The organism is Streptomyces sp. NPDC101227 (assembly GCF_044767545.1).
GTDB lineage: Bacteria > Actinomycetota > Actinomycetes > Streptomycetales > Streptomycetaceae > Streptomyces.
In genome coordinates this window covers 245,865-269,464 of record NZ_JBIWOD010000006.1, presented here as the reverse complement: position 1 = coordinate 269,464, position 23,600 = coordinate 245,865, and the positions used below count along the sequence as shown (strand labels likewise).

Sequence of the window (23,600 nt, the reverse complement as noted above, 5' to 3'; positions counted from 1 at the left end):
GCGGCGGACACTCGCTCATCCGCCCGCCACTCGCGGTCGAAAGCCGTCAATTCCGGCCAACTGGGCGCTATGCCGTGACGTGCAGGTTTACCGTCCTCACTCCAGGCGGCCGACGAATGCGCGGCCCGTACGGAAGGAAGTGACGGCCACCGTGGCGTCGCACCGCAAGACCAAGCAGCACCCGCCGGCACCGCTGGGCGGCGCCCGCACCGCCCGCACCGCCCGCACCGCCCGTACGGCCCGCACCGCCCGTACGGCCGCCGCCCTGGCCCTTGCCGGTGCCGCGGGCGTCGCCGCCTTCGACGGCACCGGCCAGGCCGCTCCCCGCCCCACCCCCGCCCAGGTCAAGGGCCGGGTCGACGCGCTGTACCAGGAGGCAGAGGTGGCGACGCAGCACTACAACGGCGCCAAGGAACAGGCCGATGCCGCACGCGCGGAGCTGAGCCGGCTCCAGGACGAGGCCGCCCGCCGGACCCAGAAACTCAACGCCGCCAAGGCCCAGCTGGGCACGATGGCCGGAAACCAGTACCGCTCCGGCGGCGTGGACCCGACCGTACGGCTGATGATGTCCGCCGATCCGCAGCGCTATCTGGACGGCGCCACGATCCTGGAGCGCGCGGGCAGCCATCAGGCGAACGCGGTGGCCGGATATGCGCGCCGGCTCGGCAGCGTCCGTCAGATCCGCGACCGCGCCGAGGCCACCGCGGAGCGGCTGGAGCGCACCGAGGGCACGCTGCGGCGCCAACGCGTCACGATCGTACGGAAACTGGACTCCGCCGAGGCGCTGCTCAACCGGCTGACGGAGCAGCAGCGGCGGCGGATGACGCCCGAGGCCGACCCGTCCGGGGCCCCGGACGACGCCGGAGCGCAGGCGCCCAACTCCCGTGCCGCGCACGCCGTTTCGTTCGCCTACGCCGCGCTCGGCAAGCCGTACGTCTGGGGCGCGACCGGCCCCTCGGCGTTCGACTGCTCCGGCCTGACCCAGGCCGCCTGGAAGTCCGGCGGCGTCTCGCTGCCCCGCACGACCTACACCCAGATCGGCTCCGGGCCGCGCATCGACCGGTCCCAGCTCGCCCCGGGTGACCTGGTGTTCTTCTATTCCGGGATCAGCCATGTGGGCCTCTACATCGGCGACGGCAAGATGATCCACGCCCCGCATCCGGGGGCCCCGGTCCGCATCGCCCCCATCGACGAGATGCCCTTCGCGGCGGCGACCCGGCCGGCCTGATCCCCGGCAGCGGGCCGGCCTCAGAAGTCGACGTCGCCGTCAGACCGGCGTTACCGAGTCCCGTGTGTACGCGGCACCGGAGAAGTACGGCCGCACGCCGGCAGCTACGTCGACACGGGCCGCGCCCACGGTGGCTGACAGCCTCTCAGCCCCTCAGCACCCGATGGGCCCTCCGCCTCCGCAGGGGTGCCGCCCCGGGGGCTCTGTCTTCGGCCAGTTCGCGGCCGGTTGGTGCGGCGCTCTCAGGATCTGACCTGCAGGCCGAGCCACCGGAAGATCTCCGGCACCTGGGTGCGCCACACCGCCGTCGTGTGACCGCCCGCGTTGGCCGCGATCTGCTGCACGGTAACCGTCGTCGGACGCTTCGCGATCTGCTGGAGGCCGATGCCCGCCTGGTAGCCGTCGCCCGCCGCGCCCGAGACGAACAGGGCCGTACGCGGCGGCCGGCCGGCGGCGTTGGCGGCCTTCAGGATGTGCAGCGGGTTGGACTCGATGCGCAGCTTGGGGTCCTTGCCGGCGAGGGAGTCGGGCTCCAGTGCCGGGTCGTTGTAGCCGGACATGGCGACGGCGGCGCGGTAGCGGTCCGGGTGAGACAGCGCGAGCTTGGCGGCGCAGTGCGCGCCCGCCGAATAGCCCGCCAGCGCCCAGGAGTCCGGCCTGCCGCCGGCCCGGAAGTTGTCGATGACCATCTGGCGCACGTCGACGGTCAGCCAGCTGTCGGCGTTGACCTTGCCGGGAATGTTGACGCAACCGGTGTCGGCGCCGGTGAGGATGTTCGTCCGCGGAGACACCAGGATGAACGGCTTGATCTCGCCGCGCTGCATCAGCGGGCGGAGCTGCTCGCCGACGTGCAGCGCTCCGTACCAGGCCTTGGCCGAGCCGGGGTAGCCGGGCAGCAGCTCGACCACGGGGAACTTCTTGTTCCGGTAGGCGGGGTCGTTGTACTGCGGCGGCAGCCATACGTAGACCTCGCCGCTGACGCCCGAGATCCGGCCCTTGAGGTCGGTCATCTGGACACCTGGGCCCATCCTGGCGTCGTCCGCGGGGCGGAAGCGCTGGAGCTGCTTGGGCTCGTTCTTGAGCTTCCGGCCGCCCAGCCCGTCCGGGCCCAGGTCCTGCGCCGCCTGGATGTGGCTGTCGGTGCCGAGCAGGTCGCCCCAGGTGTCGTAGAGGTTGTTGGCGTTGTTGACCAGGACGAACACCACGGTGATGGCGGTGACCTGGGCGAACAGCAGCATCAGCAGCCGGGCGAGGGTACGTATCAGGGGCGGCCCGGCTATCCGTCCCCACAGGACGAGCGGCAGGATGACGGCGGCTGTCAGAAGCGCGAGGGAGGTGAGGAAGAAGGGCGTGCCCGTCAGGCTCATCGGGGTCTCGCTTCCAGGACATGTACGCGAAGGACGTGGGGTGTGGTTCTGGCCCCGCCTTCGGCAGTGAGCCTCTCCGCGCCCTTAGATGGTGATCCGCGTGGTCCTGGTTGCCCGTCTTTGGCCCTTCTTTACGACACCTCGCCGCGCCTCTCGGTACGGCCTCGGTACGGCTTTCGCCATGCCTCTGCGTGCGCCCTTTGCTGTGCCTCCGCGTCCGCGTCCGCCGTTCGCTGTGCCTCCGCGTCCGCGCTCAGACCAGCCGCCGGGCCGCCGCCCAGCGCGTCAGCTCATGCCGGTTGGACAGCTGGAGCTTCCTCAGCACCGCCGAGACATGCGATTCCACCGTCTTCACCGAGATGAACAGCTGCTTGCCGACCTCCTTGTACGCATATCCGCGCGCGATCAGCCGCAGCACCTCGCGCTCGCGCTGGGTGAGGCGGTCCATGTCCTCGTCGATCGGCGGGGCGTCCGAGGAGGCGAAGGCGTCCAGGACGAAGCCGGCCAGCCGCGGGGAGAAGACCGCGTCGCCATCGGCAACCCGGAAGATCGCGTTGACCAGGTCCGTGCCCGTGATCGTCTTGGTGACATAGCCGCGGGCACCGCCGCGGATGACGCCGATGACGTCCTCGGCGGCGTCGGAGACGGAGAGCGCGAGGAAGCGGACCGGGCGGTCGGCGTCGGCCATCATCGTGGCGCTGCGGCGCAGCACCTCGACGCCGCCGCCACCGGGGAGGTGGACGTCCAGGAGGACGACCTCGGGGCGGGTGGCCGTGATGACCGTGATCGCCTGGTCGACGTCGGCGGCCTCGCCGACCACCTCGACGCGGGTGCGCTCGGTCACGCCGATCTCCGCCTGGACGCCCGTACGGAACATCCGGTGGTCGTCGACCAGCACGACCCGTACGGTCCGCTCCCCGGCTGCCCCGCCGGCGGTCTCGCTCCGCTCCGCGTCGCTCCGACCCACGTCGGTCTGCTCCGCTTCGCCCCGGTCCGTCTCGCCCCGCGGTGTCTGGCCCTGCCGGGCGCCGTCGCTGCTCATGTCGTCCGTCCGTCCCTCGTTGCCTGTTTCGTGATGACCCGCCATGACCCGCCCCGTCATGATCCCGCGCCCCGGCCGTATCGCCACCGGCCGCGCTGCCGCCCGCCGCCGGCCCGCCGCCCCGTTCACTCCTTGCGCTCCATCTCCAGCTCCACGACCGTGCCGCCCTCGGGGGCGGAGCGCAGCCGGGCCGTGCCGCCGTTGCGTTCCATCCGGCCGATGATGGATTCCCGTACGCCCATCCGGTCGGCGGGGACCGCGTCCAGGTCGAATCCGGGGCCGCGGTCGCGCACCGAGACGAAGACCGTACGGCCCTCCACCTCGGCGAACACCTGCACCGCGCCGCCCTCGCCACCGTACTTGGCGGCATTGACCATCGCCTCGCGCGCGGCCTGCATCTGGGCGTCCAGCGCCTCGTCGAGCGGGCAGTCGCCGACGACCACGACCTCTATCGGGACGCCGTGGTGGTCCTCCACCTCGGCGGCGGCCTTGCGCACCGCATCCGCCAGGGTCGCCGGTTCCTCGTCCTCCTCCTTGCCGCGGCCCTCGGGTTTGTACAGCCAGGCACGCAGCTCGCGCTCCTGGGCGCGGGCCAGCCGGGCCACCTCGCGGGGGTCGTCGGCGCTGCGCTGGATCAGGGTGAGGGTGTGCAGGACGGAGTCATGGACATGGGCGGCGACCTCGGCGCGCTCCTGGGCGCGGATCCGCATCAGCCGCTCCTCGGAGAGGTCCTGCATGAGCCGTACGAGATAGGGGCCGGCCAGCAGGGCGATGCCGACGACGACGGCGAGCGCGGCCTGGAGCACCGAGCCCAGGTGGCGCACCGAACCCTGGAGCACGACGATGCCGGTCACGCCGACGCCGACCAGCGCGACGCCGGCCGCGCCGCGCAGCACCGGCAGCAGGCCCTTGCGGCGCCCGAGCTCCAGCCATTGCGCGCGACGGGAGTTGTCCGCCTGACGCCACACCAGCGCCACACCGACGCCGATCAGCAGCACCGGCCAGAGATAGCCGTTGGCCCGGCCCAGCTGGAATCTGGAGGCGACGATCGAGGCGCCGGCCAGCAGCGCGACCAGCGCCAAGACCTGGCCCTTGTCGGGCCTGCGGCCCCGCAGCCTTCGCTTGTCGTCGCCGGCGGCGGGGCGCCGGGCCTCCACGCCGCCGACGCCCAGCGGCACAAAGAACCAGAACGCGGCGTAGAGCAGGGCGCCCATTCCGTCGGCCATGAAGAGCGCCACGAACACGATCCGCACCCAGGAGACCGGCAGGCCGAGATGCCCCGCGAGCCCACGCGCGACGCCACCGAGCAGCCGCCCGTCGGCGCTGCGGTAGAGCTTGCGCACGGGCGGTTCGTCGGGATCCGGCGCCGGGGCGTGGTGCGTCCCTGCACGCGGTGGTGCGGTGGTCATGTGTCCGATCGTCACACGGCGGGGGCGGCCGGGGCATCAGGGTCGACCCTGAGTGGACCCGGAGTTCCCCCTCGGGCCACCGGCCTGTTCCGAGACCGCTCCCCACAGGAAGGCCACAGGGAGCGGTCGAACAACCGGCCATCGATCGTTCCGGCCCGGTCGGCAGCCGCGCCGGGTGTGGCCGACGGGTCCGCCGGCACCGGTACCGCGGCGGCAGCGCCCGACGCCGGCCACCCCTCCGGGTTTCGCGCAACCGAAAATGCGTGATGCGCTACTTGTAGCTGAATCCGTCGCGCGCGGCGGTGAATACGGGCGCATACTTCACCCACTCGGCATCTGGCGCGGCAAGGTAGATGGCGTATTCATTCTCCCCTTCGCGCCCGAATCCCAGGTCCACCGCCCGGAATTTGCGGGCCCTACCCTGGAAACGGAACTCCCAGATGGCAGCGGGATCGCCCCGGAATGTCGTGTCCTGCAGTCGCATACGGTCGTACCCGGCCTGCTTCGCCTGCAGCTGGCGCTCAACGTCGTGGAAATGCTTGACGTTGTCCGAGCTCGCAAAGCTCAGCACGCTGACCTTCAGGCAGACCAGGCTGGTGGGGTCGATGTAGTTGACCTCGTTCCGGTCCGGCTTGGCGTCACGCTTCCACCCGTCGGGCACGGGGAAGGAGACGCCGAACTTCTTCTCCGTGACGCGGTGATATCCCTCCGGTGTCGGCGGCAGTTTCGTCGGAGAAGGGCCGGGCTTCGGCTTTTCGGCGTGGGTCTGCGGCTGCACCGGACCTCCTGCCGCGTCGTCGGCCGGCTGTTGCAGATATCCCGTCGCATAGAGGATGCCGCCCGCGGCGCCCAGGACGGCGAGGGCCCCCACGACGCCCCAGAGGACCGCACGGCGGCGGCCCTTCGTGGGGGGCCGGAGAACGGCGGCCTCCGTGCGGGAATCGGGTACGGCCTCCGGCTCAGCAGCCGAGGCGGTCGTAGCAACCGCGGCGGCCGAGGCGGCCCGCGGTGCGCGACGGGTCGACGCCGCCGTCGTGTCGCCCCGGGTCACTTCCCCGAATGCCGCGTCCCCGCCGGCCGTCCCGGCCGCCGGGTACAGCGCGCCGCGGCCCAGCACCGTCGTGTCCGCCTCCGCCTCCGCCGCGCGCAGCGCCTGCTCGACGACGTCGGCCGTCGGCCGGTCCTCCGGCTCCTTGGCGAGCAGCGCCTCGATCAGCGAGGTCAGTGACCCGGCGTTGCGCGGCGGCTCCAGCGGATCTATGGCGATGGAATACGCCGTCTCCACCGCGGTGTTCTTACGGAAAGGGGGCCGCCCCTCGACGGCCTGATAGAGCGTCGCTCCCAGCGCCCACAGATCCGACGCGGGCCCCGGCCTGCCGCCCTTGACCCGCTCGGGCGCCAAGTAGTCGATGGAGCCCACCAGCTCGCCGGTCTTGGTGAGCGTGGAGGTCCCGGAGGCGACCGCGATCCCGAAGTCGGTGAGCACGACCCGGCCGCTCTCGCCGAGCAGCACATTGCCCGGCTTGACGTCACGGTGCAGCACCCCGGCGGAGTGCGCGGCCCGCAGCGCCGCGATCATGCCGCGCCCGATGCGCGCCGTCTCCCTCGGGGGGATCGAACGGCCCGACCCCGCCGCCTCCTTGATGGCGTCACCGAGCGTTGTGGAGGGGACGTACTCCATGACGATGCACGGCATCCCGGCGTCGTCCACGACATCGTGCACCCCCACCACATTGGGATGGTTGATACGGGCCGCGGCCTGCGCCTCCCGGGTGGTGCGCTCGTAGCGGGTGGCGAGTTCGTCCGGCTCCAATTGGGGCGATACATGAAGACGCTTGACGGCGACCTGGCGGCCCAGGAGCTCGTCCCGGGACCGCCAGACGGTGCCCATACCGCCTTGGCCTATCCGTTCAACCAGGCGATACCGCCCGGCGACCAGTCGCCCCTCGTCCACTGACGCCGCCTCCGCCACCGCATGCCCCTTCGGAAGCCCGTACGTATACAGGGCGCAACGATAGTCTCCGGCGTCGACTTATCGGCCCCCGGCCACCGCCCGTCGACCCCTCATTTTCGGGTCACCTGACGGTCTCGGGGGGCGAATCCGGATATTGCGCACGCGCACGCGGGACCGCAAGAGCGAGCGGGGATGCCGAAACCGGCAGGCGGGGCGGGGAAACCGACCGCGGGGACGGCGGCCGCGGGGGCGGGACGCCATAGCCCGGCCGGGTGGCTCCGTACGGGCCTCAGAGCGCCTCTCAAGGACCTTTCAGGCACCTCTCAGGCCCTCACTCGGCCACCCATCAGGGTCTCCGCAGGCACCCTCTCCGGGCCTCCCGGGGACTTCTCAGGGTTTCCCCAGGACTTCTCAGGGCCGATCTCAGGGATCTGCCAGGGTTTCCACGGATGCCGTGGGCCCGCCGCCCTTGTCACCATGGGGCCATGAACGAAGCAGCCCCCGTCGAGGAGTCGGCGCCCACCGATCCCGCCGGTCCCACCCCGCCGCATCCGCCGCTGCGCCGCAGCCGGCGGCACAAGGTGGTTGCCGGGGTGTGCGGCGGGCTGGGCCGGCAGTGGGATCTCGATCCGGTGATCTTCCGGGTCGTGCTGGCCGTCCTCACCGTCTCCGGCGGCATCGGACTGATCGCCTACGGCTTCGCCTGGCTGATCATTCCGCTCGATGGCGAGGAGGAGAACGAAGGCCGCAGGCTACTGTCGGGGCGCGTCGAGGGCTCCGCGCTGACGGCCCTGCTGTTCGCGCTGGTGGGCTGCGGGTTGTTCCTGACGACCCTCGGCAAGGGCAGTGTGCTGTCCTTCGTCATCATGCTGACGCTGGCCGTGGCCGGTTCCGCCTACTGGTCGCGCCGGCGCCACCAGGCGGAGGCCGAGGGCCTGGAGTCGATGGACGCCGCGACCGCCCAGGCCGTCGCCGACGCCCCGCCCGAGACCCAGGCGCCGCCCGCGCCGAACAGCCCGTCGTGGTGGCGGGACCCGCGCTCCAGGGAAGCGACCGCGGGCCTGGGCTATCTCTGGGGCCCCGACAAGACACCGCTCGACGTCACGTACGAATTCGAGCACGGCCGTTACGGGGAATCCGGACGCCGCGGTGACTGGTCCGTCAGGGACCGCCCCCGGCCGCCCATACCCGCTCCCGACCGCGCCCCACGTCCCGGCGCCCGTGCGGGGCGCTCCATAGGCGGCCGGACGTTCCTGCTGGCGCTGTTCGCCGGCGCGGGCGCCGCCGTCGCCGTCTCGCGGCACGACGCCCTCGCACCCGCGCTCCAAGCGGGCCTGTCCTGTGCGCTGGTGGTCTTCGGGCTGGGGCTGGTGGCCAGTGCCTGGCTGGGCCGGACGGGTGGGGGCACGGTCTTCATGGTCGTCGTGACGGCCGCGCTGCTGGCGGGTGCCACCGTCCTGCCCGACAACATCACCGCCGAGTGGCAGCAGCGCACCTGGTCCCCCACCAGCCTCTCCGCCGTCCAGCGGCATTACGCGCTCGGCTCCGGCGACGGCCGGCTGGACCTCGGCGGGCTGCCGCTCAAGGACGGGCGTACGGTCCGCACCAGCGCGGAGGTCGGCGCCGGCCGCCTCCAGGTGACGCTACCGCGGGGCGTCACCACCACCGTCCATGTCTCGCTCGGCCTCGGCGATCTCCAGCTGCCCGGCGACGGCACCCACGACATGGACATCGCCGCCGGCAATCAGGACCGGACGGTCACCCTGCCCGCCACCGGCCTGAAGAAGGGCGAGAAGCCACGCGGCACCCTGGACCTGGAGCTCAAGGTCGGCGCCGGCCAGGTCGACATCCGCACCGCCCCGGCCACCGCCCCGGCCGGCACTCCGCCCGCGCCCCCGACCGCCCCCCAGGGAGCCGCCTCATGATGCGCCACCCCTTCGAACCCGCCCGTCTGGTCTCGGGCGTCACCGCCCTCGCCGTGGGCGCCGGCTATGGCCTCGACGCCCTCGGCGTCTGGCACGCCCCCGGCCCCTGGCTCTTCCTCGCCGTCCCCGCGGGCCTGTTGCTCTCCGGCGTCACCGCCGCCGTCTGGGCGACCACCCGCCGCCATAGGGCGAACGGCTCCTGACACGGCGGCAGTCGCCGAGCCACCGGCCCGGCGACTGCCGTCAACGCCCGTCCGGTCGCCGGCCCGGCTCACCCGAACAACTGGGCCCCGTGCCGGTTACGCCGGTTCCGCAGCACCGCATCCAGGGAGAACTTCGGCGTGCCCGCCATCACCAGCGGGATCCAGGCCATCAGATAGGCGAGGTCATTGCCGTAGTAGTACGGCGTGGTCGACCAGCTCACCGTGAGCCACAGCGACAGCGATATCAGCGCGCCGCCGAACGCCGCCAGCCGCCCCAGCAGCCCGAAAAGCGTCCCGAGCCCCACCGCCAGCTCGCCGACGGCGATGGCATAGCCGAAGCCGACCGGGCTTTTCTGCGCCAGGTCCACCAGCACCGGCAGCGCCGCCGTGTCATGGACCTGGCCCAGCAGGGCGCCTAGCGAACCGGTCCCCCGGGCCGCCAGAAACCCGGAGTCCAGCAGCTTGTCGAGCCCCGCATAGACGAAGGTGATGCCGAGGAAGAGCCGCAACGGGAGCAGCGCATGGCTCCCGAGCCGCCCTCGCACCCCGGTGGCGGAACCACCGAGGCCCGTACCTGCCAGATCGGCACCGACCGTACGATTCGCGTGCACCATGACGTCCGCCTCTCCGTTGCCACCGAGCGCTGACGATTGTGCCTGCGCCGGCGCCTCCTGGGGAGGTACGTACGCACCTTGGTATCGCGTTCAACCAGCCGACGTCCGTCCGACCACCGCCCGACCACCGTCCGACGCCCGCGCGACGGCCCACGTCCGCCCGGCAGCCGACGTGCCACGCTCGCCCGCCGCCCGCCTACTCCTGGACGTCGATCGGATACCCGGCCGTCTCCACGCCCGCGGCCGTGACCACCCGGACCTCCACCCGTCCCGGCTCCACATCGACCGGTACCGGCACGGTCAGCACGCCATCCGTCGGATTGGCGAACCCACCTGCCACCGGCACCAGGGGCACCGGGACATACACCGCGCCGATCCGTACGACGGTGCGGGCCAGCCGGTCCGGTGTCCCGGCGCCCGGCGGGACGAAGCCGGTGCCGCGGATCTCGATGTCATCGCCGGTACGGATCGGCGCGGCGAGATCGCCCAGTTCCCGGGACCGGACGACCGACAGGATGACCGGACGACCGCCGCTCACCGCGTTCCCTGCCAGATAGGTGACCGCGGAGAGCAGGATCAGCCCCACCAAGCCCCACGGCAGATCCGGCAGTTGACCGGGCCGCCGGGCCAGACACACCAGCGCGCACCCGATCGCGACCCCGTTCACCAGCACATACTGCGCATCGGGGAAGCTGCCGCGCCCCGCGTCGTCGGCCAGCAGATCGGCGGCCCGCGGCCGTTCCGCGGGGACCTTCTGCAGCCGCCCCGCCCGGACCCGTACGGCCACCAGGGCGTGCGCCAGCACCGCCACCGCGCAGCCGAGGAACAGCGCCGCCAGCAGGCCGCCGGAGCGGGGCAGCTCGAGCCCGTCCAGGAGGTGACGCCGCCCCCGGGGCCCCGTCGCCGCCAGCTGGACGGCCGTCATCAGCACGCCATACAGGACGACGGTCAGCCAGCCCGCCGCGACCGCCCGCGAGGTGGACAGCCGCCGGTCCGCACCGATCAGCGGGGCCAGCGCGCCGCCCTGCGCGCGATGCCGCCAGGCCGCCACCGTCAGGGCGAGCGCCAGCGCGAGGGCCGCGACCAGCCCCGCCGTGCGGCCCGGCGTCCAGCCCGTCCCGACGGCGGTCAGCGCCTGCCCGAGCAGCAGCGCCGCCACCGCCGCCCACACCACCAGCAGCGTCCGCCGCTGTACGGCCGCGAGCCAGGCGACGCCTTCGGCGGTGGCGCGCTCGGCCAGCAGCCGGGCGGAGAGCGTGAGCTCATCGGAGACCCACTGCCGGGCGGCGCCGGCGGAGTGTGCGAGCCCGGCCGGTACGCCCCGGCCGGCGGCGAAGTCCTCGCGCAGCGCGACGAACGCGGCAACCGCCTGCCGATGCCCCGCGCGGGCGCCGTGCGGACACCGTCCGCACAGACAGCCGCCGTCGCCCTCCGGCTCGCCCGTTCCGGCCACCCTGCCCGCCGCCTCAACAGACACGTCCGCTACCGCCCCGCACCCTCGTCACCGTCATGGCCCCGGCCACGCCTCGCGCGCCATGGCCATCCTCAACTTGTCTTTCCTGGACGGGAATTGTGCCTCAGATGGCGGGGCAACCTGCCAAACGGCCAGTTGGCGCCGGGGGGCGCGGCCCGCCGCAAGGTTGACGCCGGATGCCTGGCGCCCAGATGGCACACTCGATCGCCAAGTACGCCCGCAAATCCGGCACTTACCACCTTCGGGGGAAACCGCGCGGAATGACGGCTGATTCGCGCCCCGCCTGTGCAGGCTCTCCGGCGTGTGGGAAATAGAGAGATCACACCGGATTGCGGCATGCCTGGCGGCCGCCGCCTTCACCGTGCCCGCAGGACTCGCCGTACTGGCGCTCCCGACCCCCTCAGCAATGGCTCACGACCGCCTCACGCCTCACCACAGCACCGTCACCGGACACCCCGGCCACCCCGGCCACCCTGGCCATCCCGGACACCGCGGACACCCCGGCCACCACGGCCACCACGGCCACCACGAGGGCGACAACTGCGCCTACGCCGGAACGCGCCCGCCCATCGACGTCCCGACCGAATTCCCGATGCCGCACGGCTGGCACTTCCCTTGTACGTCGGCCACCCCGACGCCCCGGCCGCACCCCCCGGCACCGGCCCCCCGGCCGCGCATCACGCCGCCGAAGCCGACGCCACCACCGCCCCCTCCGACTCCACCGCCACCGCCTCCACCCCCGCCTCCACCCCCGCCGCCCCGGCACAGCGACCCTCCGTCGCCGAAGCCGACCCCCCGGAAGGTCCCGGCGCCTCCGCCCCGGGTCGTCCTCGCGCACAGCCGCCCCCCGGTGACCCACAAGCCCCGGTCCGGGCGCTCCCTGGTGACCAGGACCCTGCTGGTCACCGCCCCGGCCGTGCTGGCGGGCGCCGCCCTTCGTCCCCGTTCCGGCTCCTCGTCCGGTTCCGCCGGGCGCCGTTCCTCGTAGGAGGTTTCCATGTCGCAATGGCTGGTGTTGACCATCGCCATGGCCGCTGCCTGCGGCGTCGTCCTGGCCATCACGGTCCTCAGGCAACGCCGGATCGGCGACGACGACGACCCGTCCGAGACACCCGATGTCATCGAGTACATGACGATGATGGTGGGGGTGGTCTATGCGATCGTCCTGGGCCTGGCCATCGCCGGTGTCTGGGAGGCCCGCAGCGCCGCCGAGGACATCGTCCGGACCGAGGCGCAGGCCCTCCATGAGGTCAGCGTGCGGGCGGCGGCGTACCCGGCGCCGGAACGGGACCGCATCCGCTCGGACGTCGACGCGTATGTGAGCTATGTCGTCCACAAGGAATGGCCGATCATGGCCGAGCAGCAGCAACTGACCCGACGCGGTACGGATCTGCTGGCGAAGGTCCGCGCCGACGTCATCGACTACCATCCCCGCGACGACTACGAGGGGCAGTCCTACCAGCCGCTCGTCGATCAGGTCGGGGCGGCCGACGACGCCCGCAACAGCCGTGCGGACGCCGCTGGTTCGACGCTTCCGGGAGTGGTGTGGTTCGGGCTGATCGCCGGCGCGGCCATCACCATCGGCCTCATCTTCACCCTGCAGATCCGGCGTTCGACGCGTGAGCTGCTGATGGCCGGGCTCTTCAGCGCGCTGATCGCCTTCCTGCTGTTCCTCGTCTGGGACTTCGACGCCCCGTTCAGCCGGGGCATCTCCGCCGGGTCCCAGGCCTTCACCGACCTGTTCCCCCACCTGTGAGCCGGGGCCGCCCACGCTGATCCGGTCCCCCCACTCCCGATCCGGTGCCCTACGGGCCGCTCCCCCGCCCCGTAGGGCACCCACAAAAACCGGTCGAGCCGGTCCGGCTCATCCGGTCCCGCTCATTCCGACCGGCACACTCGATCCGGCTAGTTGAAAAGGTCCGGCTCGCTCCGCGCGATCTGCTGATAGAGCGGCTGGTAGTTGATCCACGCCACCAGATCGTTGCCGAGCTGCTCGCGCGTGTGCACCGCGTTGTGGTGGTCGATCGGCACCGGCTTGCCGGCCGCCTTGGCGGTCAGCTGGACCTGGCAGGACCGCTCCATGGTGATGAACCACCAGGCCGCCGCGTCCACCGAGTCGCCGACCGTCAGCAGCCCGTGGTTGCGCAGGATGACGGCCTTGTGCGGCCCGAGCGCGGCCGCGATCCGGCGGCCCTCCTCCTCGTCCACCACGACGCCCGTGTAGTCGTCGAAGAGCGCATGGTCCTCGTAGAAGGCGCAGACGTCCTGGGTGATCGGCTCCAGCAGCTCGCCCAGCGAGGACAGCGCCCGGCCGTACGTGGAGTGGCTGTGGGCCGCGGCGATCACGTCCGGGCGGGCCTGGTGGACCTGGGAATGGATCGCGAACGCCGCCTGGTTGACGTGATAGCGGCCCTCGACGACCTTGCCCTCGTGGTTGACCAGAATCAGATCGCTCACGGTGATGTGCTTGAAGGACATCCCGAAGGGATTGACCCAGAAGCAGTCGGTGAACTCGGGGTCGCGGACGGTGATATGGCCCGCCACGCCCTCCTCGAAGCCGAAGCGCCCGAACAGGCGCAGCGCCGCGACCAGGCGCTCCTTGCGGTACCGCCGCTCGTCGTCGACGCTCTCGTGCGTCGGCGGCATCGCGAACTGCAGCAGTTCGGTGGGTATGGGCGTCGGTTCGGGCATCACGGCTCTCCTCTGGCACGTACGGCTCACAGCACTCCCCCAGGGCGGAAGCTACCCTCCGGTACGACAGAGGGCCAGGGCTGTGACGGGCATCAGCGCTCGAACGCGCAGGATGACCGGCCGTCCGGAAGAGGAACGTCCGCCACCGAAGGGCACAGTGACCATGAGATCCATATCCGTCAGCAAAGACATCCCCGCCACCCCGCAACGGCTCTTCGCCATCCTCCGGGACCCGGCCCGGCACGCGGAACTGGACGGCTCCGGCATGCTGCGCGGCCGGCCCGACGGCCCGTCACCGCTGGGCGCCGGCGACCGGTTCAGCATGGGGATGCGGCAGAACGGGATCGCGTACCGCTCGGTGAATGTGGTGGTGGAGTACGAGACGGACCGGCTGATCGCCTGGGAGACATGGGGCGAGGTCCGCGGCCGGCGGCTCGTCGGCGGACAGCGCTGGCGGTACGAGCTGACGCCCGGCGACGCCGTCACCCATGTCACCCACACCTACGACTGGTCCCGTGCCCGGCTCCCCCGCCTGGTCGTCGAACTCCCCGGCCTCCCCGGGCGGATGGGCCCGGCGATGGCCAGGACGCTGGACCGGCTGGCCGCCGCCGTGGGGCCGCGGTGACGGTCCAGTGGCTCATTCCCGCCCGTAGCCGCTGAGCAGCTCCACGCCCCGCAGCAGCGCCGAGTGGTCGAGGGCGCCGTCGCCGCGGGCCACGGCGGAGGCGATGAGCTGCGCCGCGACGACACCGACCGGAAGCGGGGCGCCGACGGTGCGGGCGGCCTCCAGGGCGTTGCCCATGTCCTTGTGGTGCAGCTCCAGCTTGAAGCCCGGGGTGAACTCGCGGGCGAGGAGGTTGTCCTTCTTGCGGGCCAGGACGGTGGAGCCGGCCAGTCCGCCGCCCAGCACCTCCAGCGCGGCGGCGAGGTCGACGCCGGACTTCTCCAGGAAGACGACGGCCTCGGCGAGGGCCTGGAGATTGACGGCGACGATCAGCTGGTTGGCGGCCTTGACGGTCTGCCCGGCTCCGTGCGGCCCGCAGTGCACCACGGTCTTGCCGACGGCCTCGAGGACCGGCAGGGCGGCGTCGAAGTCGGCCCGGTCGCCGCCGACCATGATCGACAGCACGCCCTCGACGGCCCCCGCCTCGCCGCCCGATACCGGGGCGTCCAGCACCCGGACACCCTTGTCGGCGGCGGCCTTGGCCAGATCGATGGAGGTCACTGGGGTGATGGAGGAGTTGTCGATCAGCAGGGTGCCCGGCCGGGCGTGCTCCAGAATGCCGTCCGGCCCGTACGCGACGGCCTCGACCTGCGGGGACGCCGGAACCATGGTGATGACGACATCCGCGTCGCGCACCGCCTCCGCGATGGACGCCGCCTCCTTGCCACCGGCCGCGATCAGCGCCTTCGCCCGCCCGGGGCTGCGGTTCCAGCCGAGCACGGTGTGCCCGGCCTTGGCGAGGTTGACCGCCATGGGGCTGCCCATGATGCCGAGGCCGATGAAGCCGATGGTGCTCATTGCGTCACACTCACTAACTTCCGCATAACAGAATCAACCTATCGCTATACGGAATCCATGATGGATGGCGCAACTGGGAGCGTCAACCGTCGGCCGGGGCACGCCCCACTGCGTTATCCGGCTCGGGCCCTCGTCGCGCAAACGACAACGCCGCCACCCAGACAGCTGGGCGGCGGCGTTGTCGTTTACCTCAGGCGGGAGCCGGGATCACTCCCACTCGATCGTGCCCGGCGGCTTGCTGGTCACATCCAGCACCACGCGGTTGACGTCCGCGACCTCGTTCGTGATCCGGGTCGAGATGCGCGCCAGGACGTCGTACGGCATCCGCGTCCAGTCCGCCGTCATCGCGTCCTCCGAGGAGACCGGGCGGAGCACGATGGGGTGGCCGTAGGTGCGGCCGTCGCCCTGGACGCCGACCGAGCGGACGTCGGCGAGCAGGACCACCGGGCACTGCCAGATCTCGCGGTCGAGGCCGGCCGCGGTGAGCTCCTCGCGGGCGATGGCGTCGGCCTCGCGCAGCAGGTCCAGGCGGTCCTTCGTGACCTCGCCGACGATGCGGATGCCCAGGCCGGGGCCGGGGAACGGCTGGCGCTGGACGATCTCGTCGGGCAGGCCGAGCTCGGCGCCGACCATCCGGACCTCGTCCTTGAACAGCTGCCGCAGCGGCTCGACGAGCTCGAACTCGATGTCGTCGGGCAGGCCGCCCACGTTGTGGTGCGACTTGATGTTGGCCGTGCCCGTGCCGCCGCCGGATTCGACGATGTCCGGGTAGAGCGTGCCCTGGACCAGGAACGCGACCGGGTGGTCGTTCGGGGCCTCGGCGACGATCTCCGCCTGGGCCTGCTCGAAGACGCGGATGAACTCGCGGCCGATGATCTTCCGCTTGGTCTCGGGGTCGGAGACCCCGGCCAGCGCGTTCAGGAAGCGCTCCTGGGCGTCGACGACCTTCAGCTGGACGCCGGTGGCGGCCACGAAGTCCTTCTCGACCTGCTCGGACTCGCCCTTGCGCATCAGGCCGTGGTCGACGTAGACGCAGGTCAGCTGGTCGCCGATGGCCTTCTGCACGAGCGCGGCGGCCACCGCGGAGTCCACGCCGCCGGACAGCCCGCAGATCGCCCGCTTGCTGCCGACCTGCTCGCGGATCGCGGCGACCTGCTCCTCGACCACGTTGTGGGTGGTCCAGTTCGGCACGATGCCCGCGCCGCGGTAGAGGAAGTGCTCCAGGACCTGCTGGCCGTGCGTGGAGTGCAGCACCTCGGGGTGGTACTGGACGCCGTAGAGCTTCTTCGCGTCGTTCTCGAAGGCGGCGACCGGTACGACGTCGGTCGAGGCGGTGACCGTGAAGCCTTCGGGGGCTCCGGAGCAGGCGTCGCCGTGCGACATCCACACGGACTGCTCGGCCGGGGTGCCCTCGAAGAGGGTCGAGCCGGGCCGGGAGACGGTCAGCGCCGTACGGCCGTACTCGCGGGCGCCGGTGTTGTCGACGGTGCCGCCGAGGGTGGTGGCCATCAGCTGGAAGCCGTAGCACATGCCGAAGACCGGGACGCCGGCTTCGAACAGGGAGCGGTCGAGGCTGGGGGCGCCTTCCGCGTAGACCGACGAGGGACCGCCGGAGAGAATGATCGCCTTCGGGTTCTTGGCGAGCATCTCGGCCACCGGCATGGTGGACGGCACGATCTCGCTGTAAACCCGTGCCTCGCGGACGCGGCGGGCGATGAGCTGGGCGTACTGAGCGCCGAAGTCGACTACGAGGACGACGTCCGGGGCGGCGGCAGGGGGTCCTGATGACACTTCGGCGGCCTTCCGGCGGGTGGAACGAGGGGTTGGACTTTCGATTCTAACGGCCTCATACTTGGCGCCATGTCCAAGCAGCTGACCTTCGTCTTTACCTATGGCACCGGCCCGTCCGGCTGCCATGGTCGTGCTGCTTGATCAACTGACAGGCAACTTCCCAGGCGCCCCGGGCCGACAAGGTCCGGGGCGTCTGCGTTCGGGATCACGTCGGCTCCGGGGACAGACACCCCAGGAGATACGGATATGAGCACCGAGACCGCGACCGCCGCCCCCTCCGCCCCCGACACCGGCGCGCGTACGCCCCAGGCCGACGGGCTGATCACCGACGCGCGCAGCCGGATCGACGATCTCGACGGCCGGATCATCGGCCTCGTACAGGAACGGATGGCCGTCTCGGCCGTCATCCAGCGCGAGCGCATCGCCTCCGGCGGGCGCCGGGTGAGCCTCGCCCGCGAGATGGAGATCCTGGCGCACTACCGCAACCAGCTCGGCAAGCCGGGCACCGCGCTGGCGATGACCTTGCTGGAGCTGTCCCGGGGGCAGATCTGACACGGGCCGGATGCGAAACCGGCCAGAGGGGGACGGGCCGGTCAGGGAGACGGGCGGGGCCGATGCGTGGCCGGTTTCTGTCGGTGGCGAGGGCGCGCGGCACATGGGCGCGCGCCCGGCGCAGCGGCCGCATTTGAGTTCGGTTGCCGACTCACCCGTACGGCGCGTGACCGGCCGCCGAGAGGCTTCGTTGTTCCCGATGCCACGCCAGCCAGGCGCGGCCTGCAGGACTACGCGTAGACGCCGCCCCACGGGCGGAATGCCGGAGCGATGAGACGCCGGCCGCTTGCAGCGGTCCGCGTCGTGGGACCTCGCTCGGGTGCCGTGGCCGGTCAGCAGGGGACAGCAGCCCGGTCACATCCGATGGGGTGGTCGGTCCTGGGGACGCCCGGGACCGACCGCATCCGGTCGAAACGGTTGCGCCGGGTGAGCCGCATCCAGGACGATGCTCGACGTACCACCTTCCGCGCGCAGTAAGGCCCTCGGCATCGCCATTGGTCCGACCACCGCGCGGCCCGCACCACCCCGAAACACCCCGCACCACCCCATAGCCAGCGGCGCTACCCCCCCCCCCCCCCCAGCGCCGCCCGTCGGTGCCGGCGCTGCCCTGACGCCGGCACCGAAAGCCAAGGGCCCCGTGGCCGTCCGCACCCCCCTCGCGGACGGTGTCCCGGGGCCCTTCGCTGTGCCCGCTCCGCGCGGCGGGCGGTTCCTCGGCGGGCAGCTCCCGTCCGTCCGCTGTGAGGTGCCTGGGTGTGGGCCGTGAGGTGCCTGTGCGACGGCTGTGAATTGTGTGACGGGCATCACTAGGCCATTTCTTGTCCAACGAACAACCTTTTTTGGCCATCGCCGGTCATGTACCTGCAATCGCACGGCCATACCGCGCCCCACCGCGACGGCCCGCACCCACTTGTGCCGTCCTTCGGCACTTTGGACCCGAGAGGTCTTCTCGATGAAGCTTCGCCGTGCCCTGACGGCCGCTGCCGCTACGGCCGTTATGGCCCCCGCCGCCCTGATGGCGGCCCCCGCCGCGTTCGCGACCGGCGCCGACACCGAGACCAGCGCCAGCGCCGACCCGGCGCCGGCCACCCCCGGCCCGGAGCAGAGCGACGACACCACCACGCCGGCCGAGACCCCCGGCGCCGGCGACGAGACCCCGGCGGACGGCACCACCCAGCCCGGTGACGACACCAAGCCCGGCGAGGAGACCGGGAACGGTGGCCAGACCGGGAACGGTGACGAGGCCGAGCCCACCGCCCCGGCCACCCCGGGCGACGACACCAAGCCCACCAGCACCCCCGAGCCCTCCACTTCGGCCACGCCCACCGCGAAGCCGACCGAGGAGCCCACCGACGAGCCGACCTGCGCCGAGCAGTCCGACGAGATGGCGATCAGCACCGAGCTGCGCGGCCTGCCCAGCAAGGTCGTGGCCGGATCCGGCTGGAAGAACTTCACCTTCCGCGCCACCAACACGTCCGACAAGGCGATGAAGTCGGTCGACGCCTATGTCGCACTGGCCGGTATCAGCTCCGGCAACTTCGACGACATCTCCAAGCTGCTGACGGTGCAGTGGTACGACGAGGACACCCGCACCTGGGAGTCCATCACCGACGAGGACGGCTACTTCGCCTCCGTCGACGCTCTCAAGCCAGATGAGTACGCCGACGCCAAGCTGCGCCTGAAGGTCGACGCCAAGACCCCCGGCAGCTACGGCTTCGCGTTCACCATCGGCGCGTACCACAACGAGGACGACGTCTGCGGCTTCTCGGATGTCGCGGAGTACGACTTCGACATCCTGGTCGCGGGCAGCCACCCGGGCTCCGTGCCGCCGGCCAAGAGCAAGCCGGGCAAGAGCAAGGGCAACAAGCCCGCTCCGACGGGCGACCTGAAGCAGATCCCGGTCACCGGCAAGCTCGCCGAGACCGGTTCCTCCTCCGCGCTGCCGACCATCGCCCTCGTGGGCGGGGTCGCCATGGCCCTCGGCGCGGGGGCGATCTTCGTCGTCCGTCGCCGTAAGACGGCCGGCGTGAACGGCGCCGCGGCCGCGTAAGCACCGTCGCCCGTGATGAAGGGCCGCGCCCACGAGGGTGCGGCCCTTCGTCGCGTACCGGGCTACTTCTTCGGCGGGACCGTCGGGACGGGCACGAACGGCAGGTTCAGCGCGCCGAACGCCGTCTCGGGGACGGCCGGGCCGACCGGCTTCACCGGCGCCAGCCGCTCGTACCGCCGGCCGGGCGCGGGGCGCGGGTCCGGCTCGCCCTTGTTCGGCCACAGCGACATCGCGCGCTCGGCCTGCGCGGTGATCGTCAGGGACGGATTGACGCCGAGGTTGGCGGAGACCGCGGCCCCGTCGACCACCGAGATGCCCGGGTGACCGTGGAGCCGGTGGTACGGGTCGATGACGCCGCGCTCCGCGTCCTCCCCGATCGGGCAACCACCCAGGAAGTGCGCGGTCAGCGGCGTGCCCATCAACTCACCGACGTTGCTGCCCGCGAAGCCGTTGATCTCCTGGGCGAGCAGGGTGGCCGCCTCGGTGGCCTCGGGTATCTGGTTGGGGTTCGGGGCGCCGTGGCCCTGGCGGGCGGTCAGCAGGCCCTTTCCGATGCCGTTCGGTTTGCGGTACGTCGTCAGGGAGTTGTCCAGCGACTGCATCACCAGGCCGATGATCGTCCGCTCGGACCAGCGGCGGTTGGAGAGGGAGCGCAGGGCGAGCCAGGGGTGGCGGACGACGTTGCCCAGCCAGCCCGCGACGCGTCCGGTGGGGCGGTAGGGCACCTGGAGGATCGTCAGGCCGCCCATCGAGTTGGAGCCCTTGCCGTACCGGACCGGCTCGATGTGGGTGTTCTCGTTGGGGTGGATCGAGGACGTGATCGCCACGCCCTTGGTGAAGTCGACCTTGTCCGCGCCGTGCCGCTTCCGGTAGCGGCGGTCGTCGCTCTGCGCGCCCACCAGCGCCTCGGAGTTGGTACGGGTCAGCGAGCCGAGCCGGTCGGAGAGGTAGGGGAGCAGTCCGCCGTCCTTCATGCGGTGCAGCAGGGTCTGCGTACCGTACGTACCGGCCGCGATGATCACCCGGCGGGCCGTGAACGTCCGGCCCTCACCCTTCTTCTTGTTGTCGGTCGGGAGCGTGCCGACGGCGAAGCCGCCCCGCGAGTCCTCGGTGACGGTGACGACGGAGGTCATGGGGTGGATGACCGCGCCGGCCCGCTCCGCGAGATGGAGGTAGTTCTCGTTGAGGGTGTTCTTGGCGCCGTGGCGGCAGCCGGTCATGCACTCGCCGCATTCGGTGCAGGCCTTGCGGGAGGGGCCCGCGCCGCCGAAGTACGGGTCCGCGACCTCGGCTCCCGGTGCGGTCTTCGCCGAGCCGGCCCCCTCCCCGGCATCGGCCCCTTCCCCGCCACACGCGTCCTTGCCGTCCCCGAAGAACACCCCGACCGGCGCCATATGGAAGGAGTCGCCGACGCCCATGGCCTCCGCGGTCGCCTTCAGATGGACGTCGGACGGCGTCATCGTCGGGTTGAGCCGCACCCCCAGCATCCGCTGGGCCTGGTCGTAGTACGGCTTGAGCTCGGCCTGCCAGTCGGTGATGTCCTTCCACTGAGGGTCGTCGAAGAACGGCTTCGGCGGTACGTAGAGGGTGTTGGCGTAGTTCAGCGAACCGCCGCCGACGCCGGCGCCCGCCAGCACCATCACATTGCCCAGGAGATGGATGCGCTGGATGCCGTAGCAGCCGAGCGCCGGGGCCCACAGGTAGTTCTTGAGATCCCAGGAGTTCTTCGGGAGCGTCTCGCGGGTGAAGCGCCGGCCCGCCTCGAGGACGCCGACGCGGTAGCCCTTCTCGGTCAGGCGGAGCGCGGAGACGGATCCGCCGAAGCCGGAGCCGACGACGAGGACGTCGTAGTCGTACCCCTCGTCCGTCGCCCTCTCGTCCGTCTCCCTCTCGTCCGTCTCCGGGGCCTGATTCTGGGCAGAGTTCTCCTGGGGCACTGGCTCTCCCTGGGTTTTGTGGTGTTTCCGGAGCGGCGCCTGTGGCTGAGCGGCCCTGTGGTGGATCAGCGCAACCGGAACGCCTTCATCGCGCGCAGGCTGCGGGTCATGAACTGTGCGTACTTCTCGTCGTTCATCCCGAAGGACGGCGCGAGCGGCATGATCCGCTGGTGGGCGACGGTCTGCGCCTCGGTGTACTTGAGGATGCCCTCGGAGCCGTGCCGGCGGCCGAGCCCGGAGTCGCCCATGCCGCCCATCGGGGACTGCACGCTGCCGTAGCCCGCCGCGTACGACTCGTTGACGTTGACCGTGCCGGTGCGCATCCGCGCGGCGACCGCGCGGCCGCGGCGCCCGTCCTTGGTCCAGACGCTGGAATTGAGGCCGTACGGCGTGGCGTTGGCGAGCGCGACCGCCTCGTCCTCGTCGCTGAAGCGGTAGATCGAGACGACCGGGCCGAAGGTCTCCTCGGAGCAGACGGCCATCGGGGCCTCGACGCCGTCGAGGATGGTGGGCTCGTAGAAGAGGGGGCCGATGTCGGGGCGCGGCTTGCCGCCGGCGACGAGCTTGGCGCCCTTGGCGACGGCCTCCTCCACATGCCGGGTGACGGTCTCCAGCTGCCGCTCGCCCACCAGGGAGCCCATGTCGGCCCCGTAGGCGAGGGCGTTGCCCAGACGCATGGCCTTCGTGCGGGCGGCGAAGCGCTGGACGAAGTCGTCGGCGATGGACTCGTGGACGTAGAGCCGCTCGATGGAGATGCACAGCTGGCCGGCGGAGGAGAAGCAGCCGCGGACCGCGCCGGAGGCGGCCTTCTCCACGTCGGCGTCGTGCAGCACCAGCATGGCGTTCTTGCCGCCCAGTTCGAGCGAGCAGCCCACCAGGCGGGCCGCGGCGCCCTGGGCGACCTCGCGGCCCGTACGGGTGGAGCCGGTGAAGGAGACATAGTCGGCGTGCTTGACGACCTCGGGGCCGACGACCGGGCCGTCACCGATGACGACCTGCCACACCTCCGGCGGGAGCCCGGCCTCGATGAGCTGTTCGCGGGCCCACAGGGCGGTCAGCGCGGTCTCGGTGTCGGGCTTCATGACGACCGCGTTGCCCGCGACGAAGGCCGGCAGCGCGTCGCCGACGGAGAGCTCGAAGGGGTAGTTCCAGGGGGCGATCTGGCCCACCACGCCGCGGGGCTGGCGGAGTTCGGTGACCTTGGTGAGGGTCGGTACGACGCCGGTGTGGCCCCTGGGCCGCAGGTACGAGGGCGCCTTGCGGCCGTAGTGGCGGGCGGCGACGGCGACCGCCTGGACCTCTTCGTGGGCGTGGAGGCGGGCCTTGCCGGTCTCCAGCTGGATGAGGTCGAGGACCTCGGCCTGGCGGCGCAGGACGAGGTCGTGGAAGCGGAGCAGGACGGCGGCGCGCTGCCGGACGGGGACCTTGGCCCAGATCGCCTGGGCGGCGCGGGCGCGCTCGAAGGCGGTGGCGACGTCCTCGGGGGTGGACTCGGGCAGGTCCGCGAGCTTCTCGCCGGTGAACGGCGTGTGGTTCGCGGTCTTCCCGCTGCCGACGACGCCGCGGGTCAGGCGGGCGGCCACCTCCGGGGTGACCACGTCGGCGGCGGTGCGGGTGCCGGCGGCGGAGGGCGCCACGGGGTTGCCTGCGGGCGTCGCCGCGGCGGCCTGGGCGGTGTCCTTGGTGTCCTGCGAGTCCGTCATGCGGGCGAGCGTATTCCTCCCCGGCCGCTTTGTGTACCCGGGAGTAACGAGTTTTCACGTGGCGACCACAATCGCGCCAGTGATTACTGGCCGCAAAGGCTCTGGGCAGCGACGACGGGCCTCGGCCGCGGGGGTCCG

Annotated in this window: 18 protein-coding genes; 7 read left to right on the top strand and 11 right to left on the bottom strand. The window is 71.8% G+C overall.

Features of this window, described 5'->3' with window-relative positions:
• The first annotated feature begins 139 nt into the window (after nucleotides 1-139).
• Complete coding sequence (locus ACIRPT_RS16310; RefSeq protein ID WP_403827491.1) at nucleotides 140-1,228, top strand: NlpC/P60 family protein; 1,089 nt, start codon at nucleotides 140-142, stop codon at nucleotides 1,226-1,228.
• A 242-nt stretch (nucleotides 1,229-1,470) separates the two neighbouring features.
• Here ACIRPT_RS16310 and ACIRPT_RS16305 read toward each other — a convergent pair whose 3' ends face one another.
• From ACIRPT_RS16305 to ACIRPT_RS16290, 4 genes are all read right to left on the bottom strand, one after another.
• Nucleotides 1,471-2,595, bottom strand: a complete 1,125-nt coding sequence (locus tag ACIRPT_RS16305; RefSeq protein WP_403827489.1) for an alpha/beta hydrolase — start codon at nucleotides 2,593-2,595, stop codon at nucleotides 1,471-1,473.
• A 253-nt stretch (nucleotides 2,596-2,848) separates the two neighbouring features.
• A complete protein-coding gene (locus ACIRPT_RS16300; protein WP_403827487.1) occupies nucleotides 2,849-3,637 on the bottom strand; it encodes a LuxR C-terminal-related transcriptional regulator in 789 nt (262 codons plus the stop codon).
• Between the two features lie 125 nt (nucleotides 3,638-3,762).
• On the bottom strand, nucleotides 3,763-5,046 hold the full coding sequence (locus ACIRPT_RS16295; protein WP_403827485.1) for a PspC domain-containing protein: 1,284 nt from the start codon (nucleotides 5,044-5,046) through the stop codon (nucleotides 3,763-3,765).
• 271 nt (nucleotides 5,047-5,317) lie between these two features.
• Nucleotides 5,318-6,937 carry a serine/threonine-protein kinase gene (locus tag ACIRPT_RS16290; RefSeq protein ID WP_403827483.1) on the bottom strand — a complete coding sequence of 540 codons (1,620 nt, stop codon included), beginning with the start codon at nucleotides 6,935-6,937 and terminating at the stop codon, nucleotides 5,318-5,320.
• A 548-nt stretch (nucleotides 6,938-7,485) separates the two neighbouring features.
• On the opposite strand from ACIRPT_RS16290, the gene ACIRPT_RS16285 reads away from it, so the two are divergent.
• A complete protein-coding gene (locus ACIRPT_RS16285; RefSeq protein ID WP_403827481.1) occupies nucleotides 7,486-8,925 on the top strand; it encodes a PspC domain-containing protein in 1,440 nt (479 codons plus the stop codon).
• Nucleotides 8,922-9,128 carry a hypothetical protein gene (locus tag ACIRPT_RS16280; protein WP_403512358.1) on the top strand — a complete coding sequence of 69 codons (207 nt, stop codon included), beginning with the start codon at nucleotides 8,922-8,924 and terminating at the stop codon, nucleotides 9,126-9,128. The genes ACIRPT_RS16285 and ACIRPT_RS16280 overlap by 4 nt, the downstream gene beginning before the upstream one ends.
• Nucleotides 9,129-9,196: 68 nt before the next feature.
• Here ACIRPT_RS16280 and ACIRPT_RS16275 read toward each other — a convergent pair whose 3' ends face one another.
• Both ACIRPT_RS16275 and ACIRPT_RS16270 read right to left on the bottom strand, forming a co-directional pair.
• Nucleotides 9,197-9,742, bottom strand: a complete 546-nt coding sequence (locus tag ACIRPT_RS16275) for a TQO small subunit DoxD (protein WP_403827479.1) — start codon at nucleotides 9,740-9,742, stop codon at nucleotides 9,197-9,199.
• A gap of 196 nt (nucleotides 9,743-9,938) precedes the next feature.
• On the bottom strand, nucleotides 9,939-11,219 hold the full coding sequence (locus tag ACIRPT_RS16270; protein ID WP_403827477.1) for a hypothetical protein: 1,281 nt from the start codon (nucleotides 11,217-11,219) through the stop codon (nucleotides 9,939-9,941).
• A gap of 994 nt (nucleotides 11,220-12,213) precedes the next feature.
• Here ACIRPT_RS16270 and ACIRPT_RS16265 point away from each other — a divergent pair.
• Nucleotides 12,214-12,972 carry a hypothetical protein gene (locus ACIRPT_RS16265; RefSeq protein WP_403512367.1) on the top strand — a complete coding sequence of 253 codons (759 nt, stop codon included), beginning with the start codon at nucleotides 12,214-12,216 and terminating at the stop codon, nucleotides 12,970-12,972.
• Nucleotides 12,973-13,121: 149 nt separating this feature from the next.
• Here the strand turns inward: ACIRPT_RS16265 and ACIRPT_RS16260 are convergent, their stop codons facing one another.
• Nucleotides 13,122-13,907, bottom strand: coding sequence for a class II aldolase/adducin family protein (locus ACIRPT_RS16260; protein ID WP_403827475.1), 786 nt, complete (start codon nucleotides 13,905-13,907; stop codon nucleotides 13,122-13,124).
• Between the two features lie 163 nt (nucleotides 13,908-14,070).
• Between ACIRPT_RS16260 and ACIRPT_RS16255 the strand changes: the two genes are divergently transcribed.
• A complete protein-coding gene (locus ACIRPT_RS16255; RefSeq protein WP_403512373.1) occupies nucleotides 14,071-14,532 on the top strand; it encodes an SRPBCC family protein in 462 nt (153 codons plus the stop codon).
• A gap of 12 nt (nucleotides 14,533-14,544) precedes the next feature.
• Here the strand turns inward: ACIRPT_RS16255 and ACIRPT_RS16250 are convergent, their stop codons facing one another.
• Both ACIRPT_RS16250 and guaA read right to left on the bottom strand, forming a co-directional pair.
• Complete coding sequence (locus ACIRPT_RS16250; protein ID WP_403512375.1) at nucleotides 14,545-15,429, bottom strand: 2-hydroxy-3-oxopropionate reductase; 885 nt, start codon at nucleotides 15,427-15,429, stop codon at nucleotides 14,545-14,547.
• Between the two features lie 207 nt (nucleotides 15,430-15,636).
• Nucleotides 15,637-17,220 (bottom strand): glutamine-hydrolyzing GMP synthase, encoded by a 1,584-nt coding sequence (gene guaA / locus ACIRPT_RS16245; RefSeq protein WP_403512378.1) that lies wholly within the window; start codon nucleotides 17,218-17,220, stop codon nucleotides 15,637-15,639.
• A 246-nt stretch (nucleotides 17,221-17,466) separates the two neighbouring features.
• Between guaA and ACIRPT_RS16240 the strand changes: the two genes are divergently transcribed.
• A complete protein-coding gene (locus tag ACIRPT_RS16240; RefSeq protein WP_403827472.1) occupies nucleotides 17,467-17,772 on the top strand; it encodes a chorismate mutase in 306 nt (101 codons plus the stop codon).
• 952 nt (nucleotides 17,773-18,724) lie between these two features.
• On the top strand, nucleotides 18,725-19,822 hold the full coding sequence (locus ACIRPT_RS16235) for an LAETG motif-containing sortase-dependent surface protein (RefSeq protein ID WP_403827470.1): 1,098 nt from the start codon (nucleotides 18,725-18,727) through the stop codon (nucleotides 19,820-19,822).
• 62 nt (nucleotides 19,823-19,884) lie between these two features.
• On the opposite strand, the gene ACIRPT_RS16230 is transcribed toward ACIRPT_RS16235, so the two are convergent.
• Both ACIRPT_RS16230 and ACIRPT_RS16225 read right to left on the bottom strand, forming a co-directional pair.
• Nucleotides 19,885-21,759 carry a GMC family oxidoreductase N-terminal domain-containing protein gene (locus tag ACIRPT_RS16230; RefSeq protein WP_403827468.1) on the bottom strand — a complete coding sequence of 625 codons (1,875 nt, stop codon included), beginning with the start codon at nucleotides 21,757-21,759 and terminating at the stop codon, nucleotides 19,885-19,887.
• A gap of 65 nt (nucleotides 21,760-21,824) precedes the next feature.
• Complete coding sequence (locus ACIRPT_RS16225) at nucleotides 21,825-23,462, bottom strand: succinic semialdehyde dehydrogenase (RefSeq protein ID WP_403827466.1); 1,638 nt, start codon at nucleotides 23,460-23,462, stop codon at nucleotides 21,825-21,827.
• Nucleotides 23,463-23,600: the final 138 nt, after the last annotated feature.

What these genes read in the sequence shown, in the direction of transcription:
- ACIRPT_RS16240 (WP_403827472.1), top strand. Translation starts at nt 17,467, where the DNA reads ATGAGCACCGAGACCGCGACCGCCGCCCCCTCCGCCCCCGACACCGGC.
- ACIRPT_RS16275 (WP_403827479.1), bottom strand. Translation starts at nt 9,742, where the DNA reads ATGGTGCACGCGAATCGTACGGTCGGTGCCGATCTGGCAGGTACGGGC.
- ACIRPT_RS16285 (WP_403827481.1), top strand. Translation starts at nt 7,486, where the DNA reads ATGAACGAAGCAGCCCCCGTCGAGGAGTCGGCGCCCACCGATCCCGCC.
- ACIRPT_RS16225 (WP_403827466.1), bottom strand. Translation starts at nt 23,462, where the DNA reads ATGACGGACTCGCAGGACACCAAGGACACCGCCCAGGCCGCCGCGGCG.
- ACIRPT_RS16265 (WP_403512367.1), top strand. Translation starts at nt 12,214, where the DNA reads ATGTCGCAATGGCTGGTGTTGACCATCGCCATGGCCGCTGCCTGCGGC.
- ACIRPT_RS16235 (WP_403827470.1), top strand. Translation starts at nt 18,725, where the DNA reads ATGAAGCTTCGCCGTGCCCTGACGGCCGCTGCCGCTACGGCCGTTATG.
- ACIRPT_RS16300 (WP_403827487.1), bottom strand. Translation starts at nt 3,637, where the DNA reads ATGAGCAGCGACGGCGCCCGGCAGGGCCAGACACCGCGGGGCGAGACG.
- ACIRPT_RS16255 (WP_403512373.1), top strand. Translation starts at nt 14,071, where the DNA reads ATGAGATCCATATCCGTCAGCAAAGACATCCCCGCCACCCCGCAACGG.
- ACIRPT_RS16295 (WP_403827485.1), bottom strand. Translation starts at nt 5,046, where the DNA reads ATGACCACCGCACCACCGCGTGCAGGGACGCACCACGCCCCGGCGCCG.
- ACIRPT_RS16250 (WP_403512375.1), bottom strand. Translation starts at nt 15,429, where the DNA reads ATGAGCACCATCGGCTTCATCGGCCTCGGCATCATGGGCAGCCCCATG.
- ACIRPT_RS16290 (WP_403827483.1), bottom strand. Translation starts at nt 6,937, where the DNA reads ATGGGCACCGTCTGGCGGTCCCGGGACGAGCTCCTGGGCCGCCAGGTC.
- ACIRPT_RS16305 (WP_403827489.1), bottom strand. Translation starts at nt 2,595, where the DNA reads ATGAGCCTGACGGGCACGCCCTTCTTCCTCACCTCCCTCGCGCTTCTG.
- ACIRPT_RS16260 (WP_403827475.1), bottom strand. Translation starts at nt 13,907, where the DNA reads ATGCCCGAACCGACGCCCATACCCACCGAACTGCTGCAGTTCGCGATG.
- ACIRPT_RS16280 (WP_403512358.1), top strand. Translation starts at nt 8,922, where the DNA reads ATGATGCGCCACCCCTTCGAACCCGCCCGTCTGGTCTCGGGCGTCACC.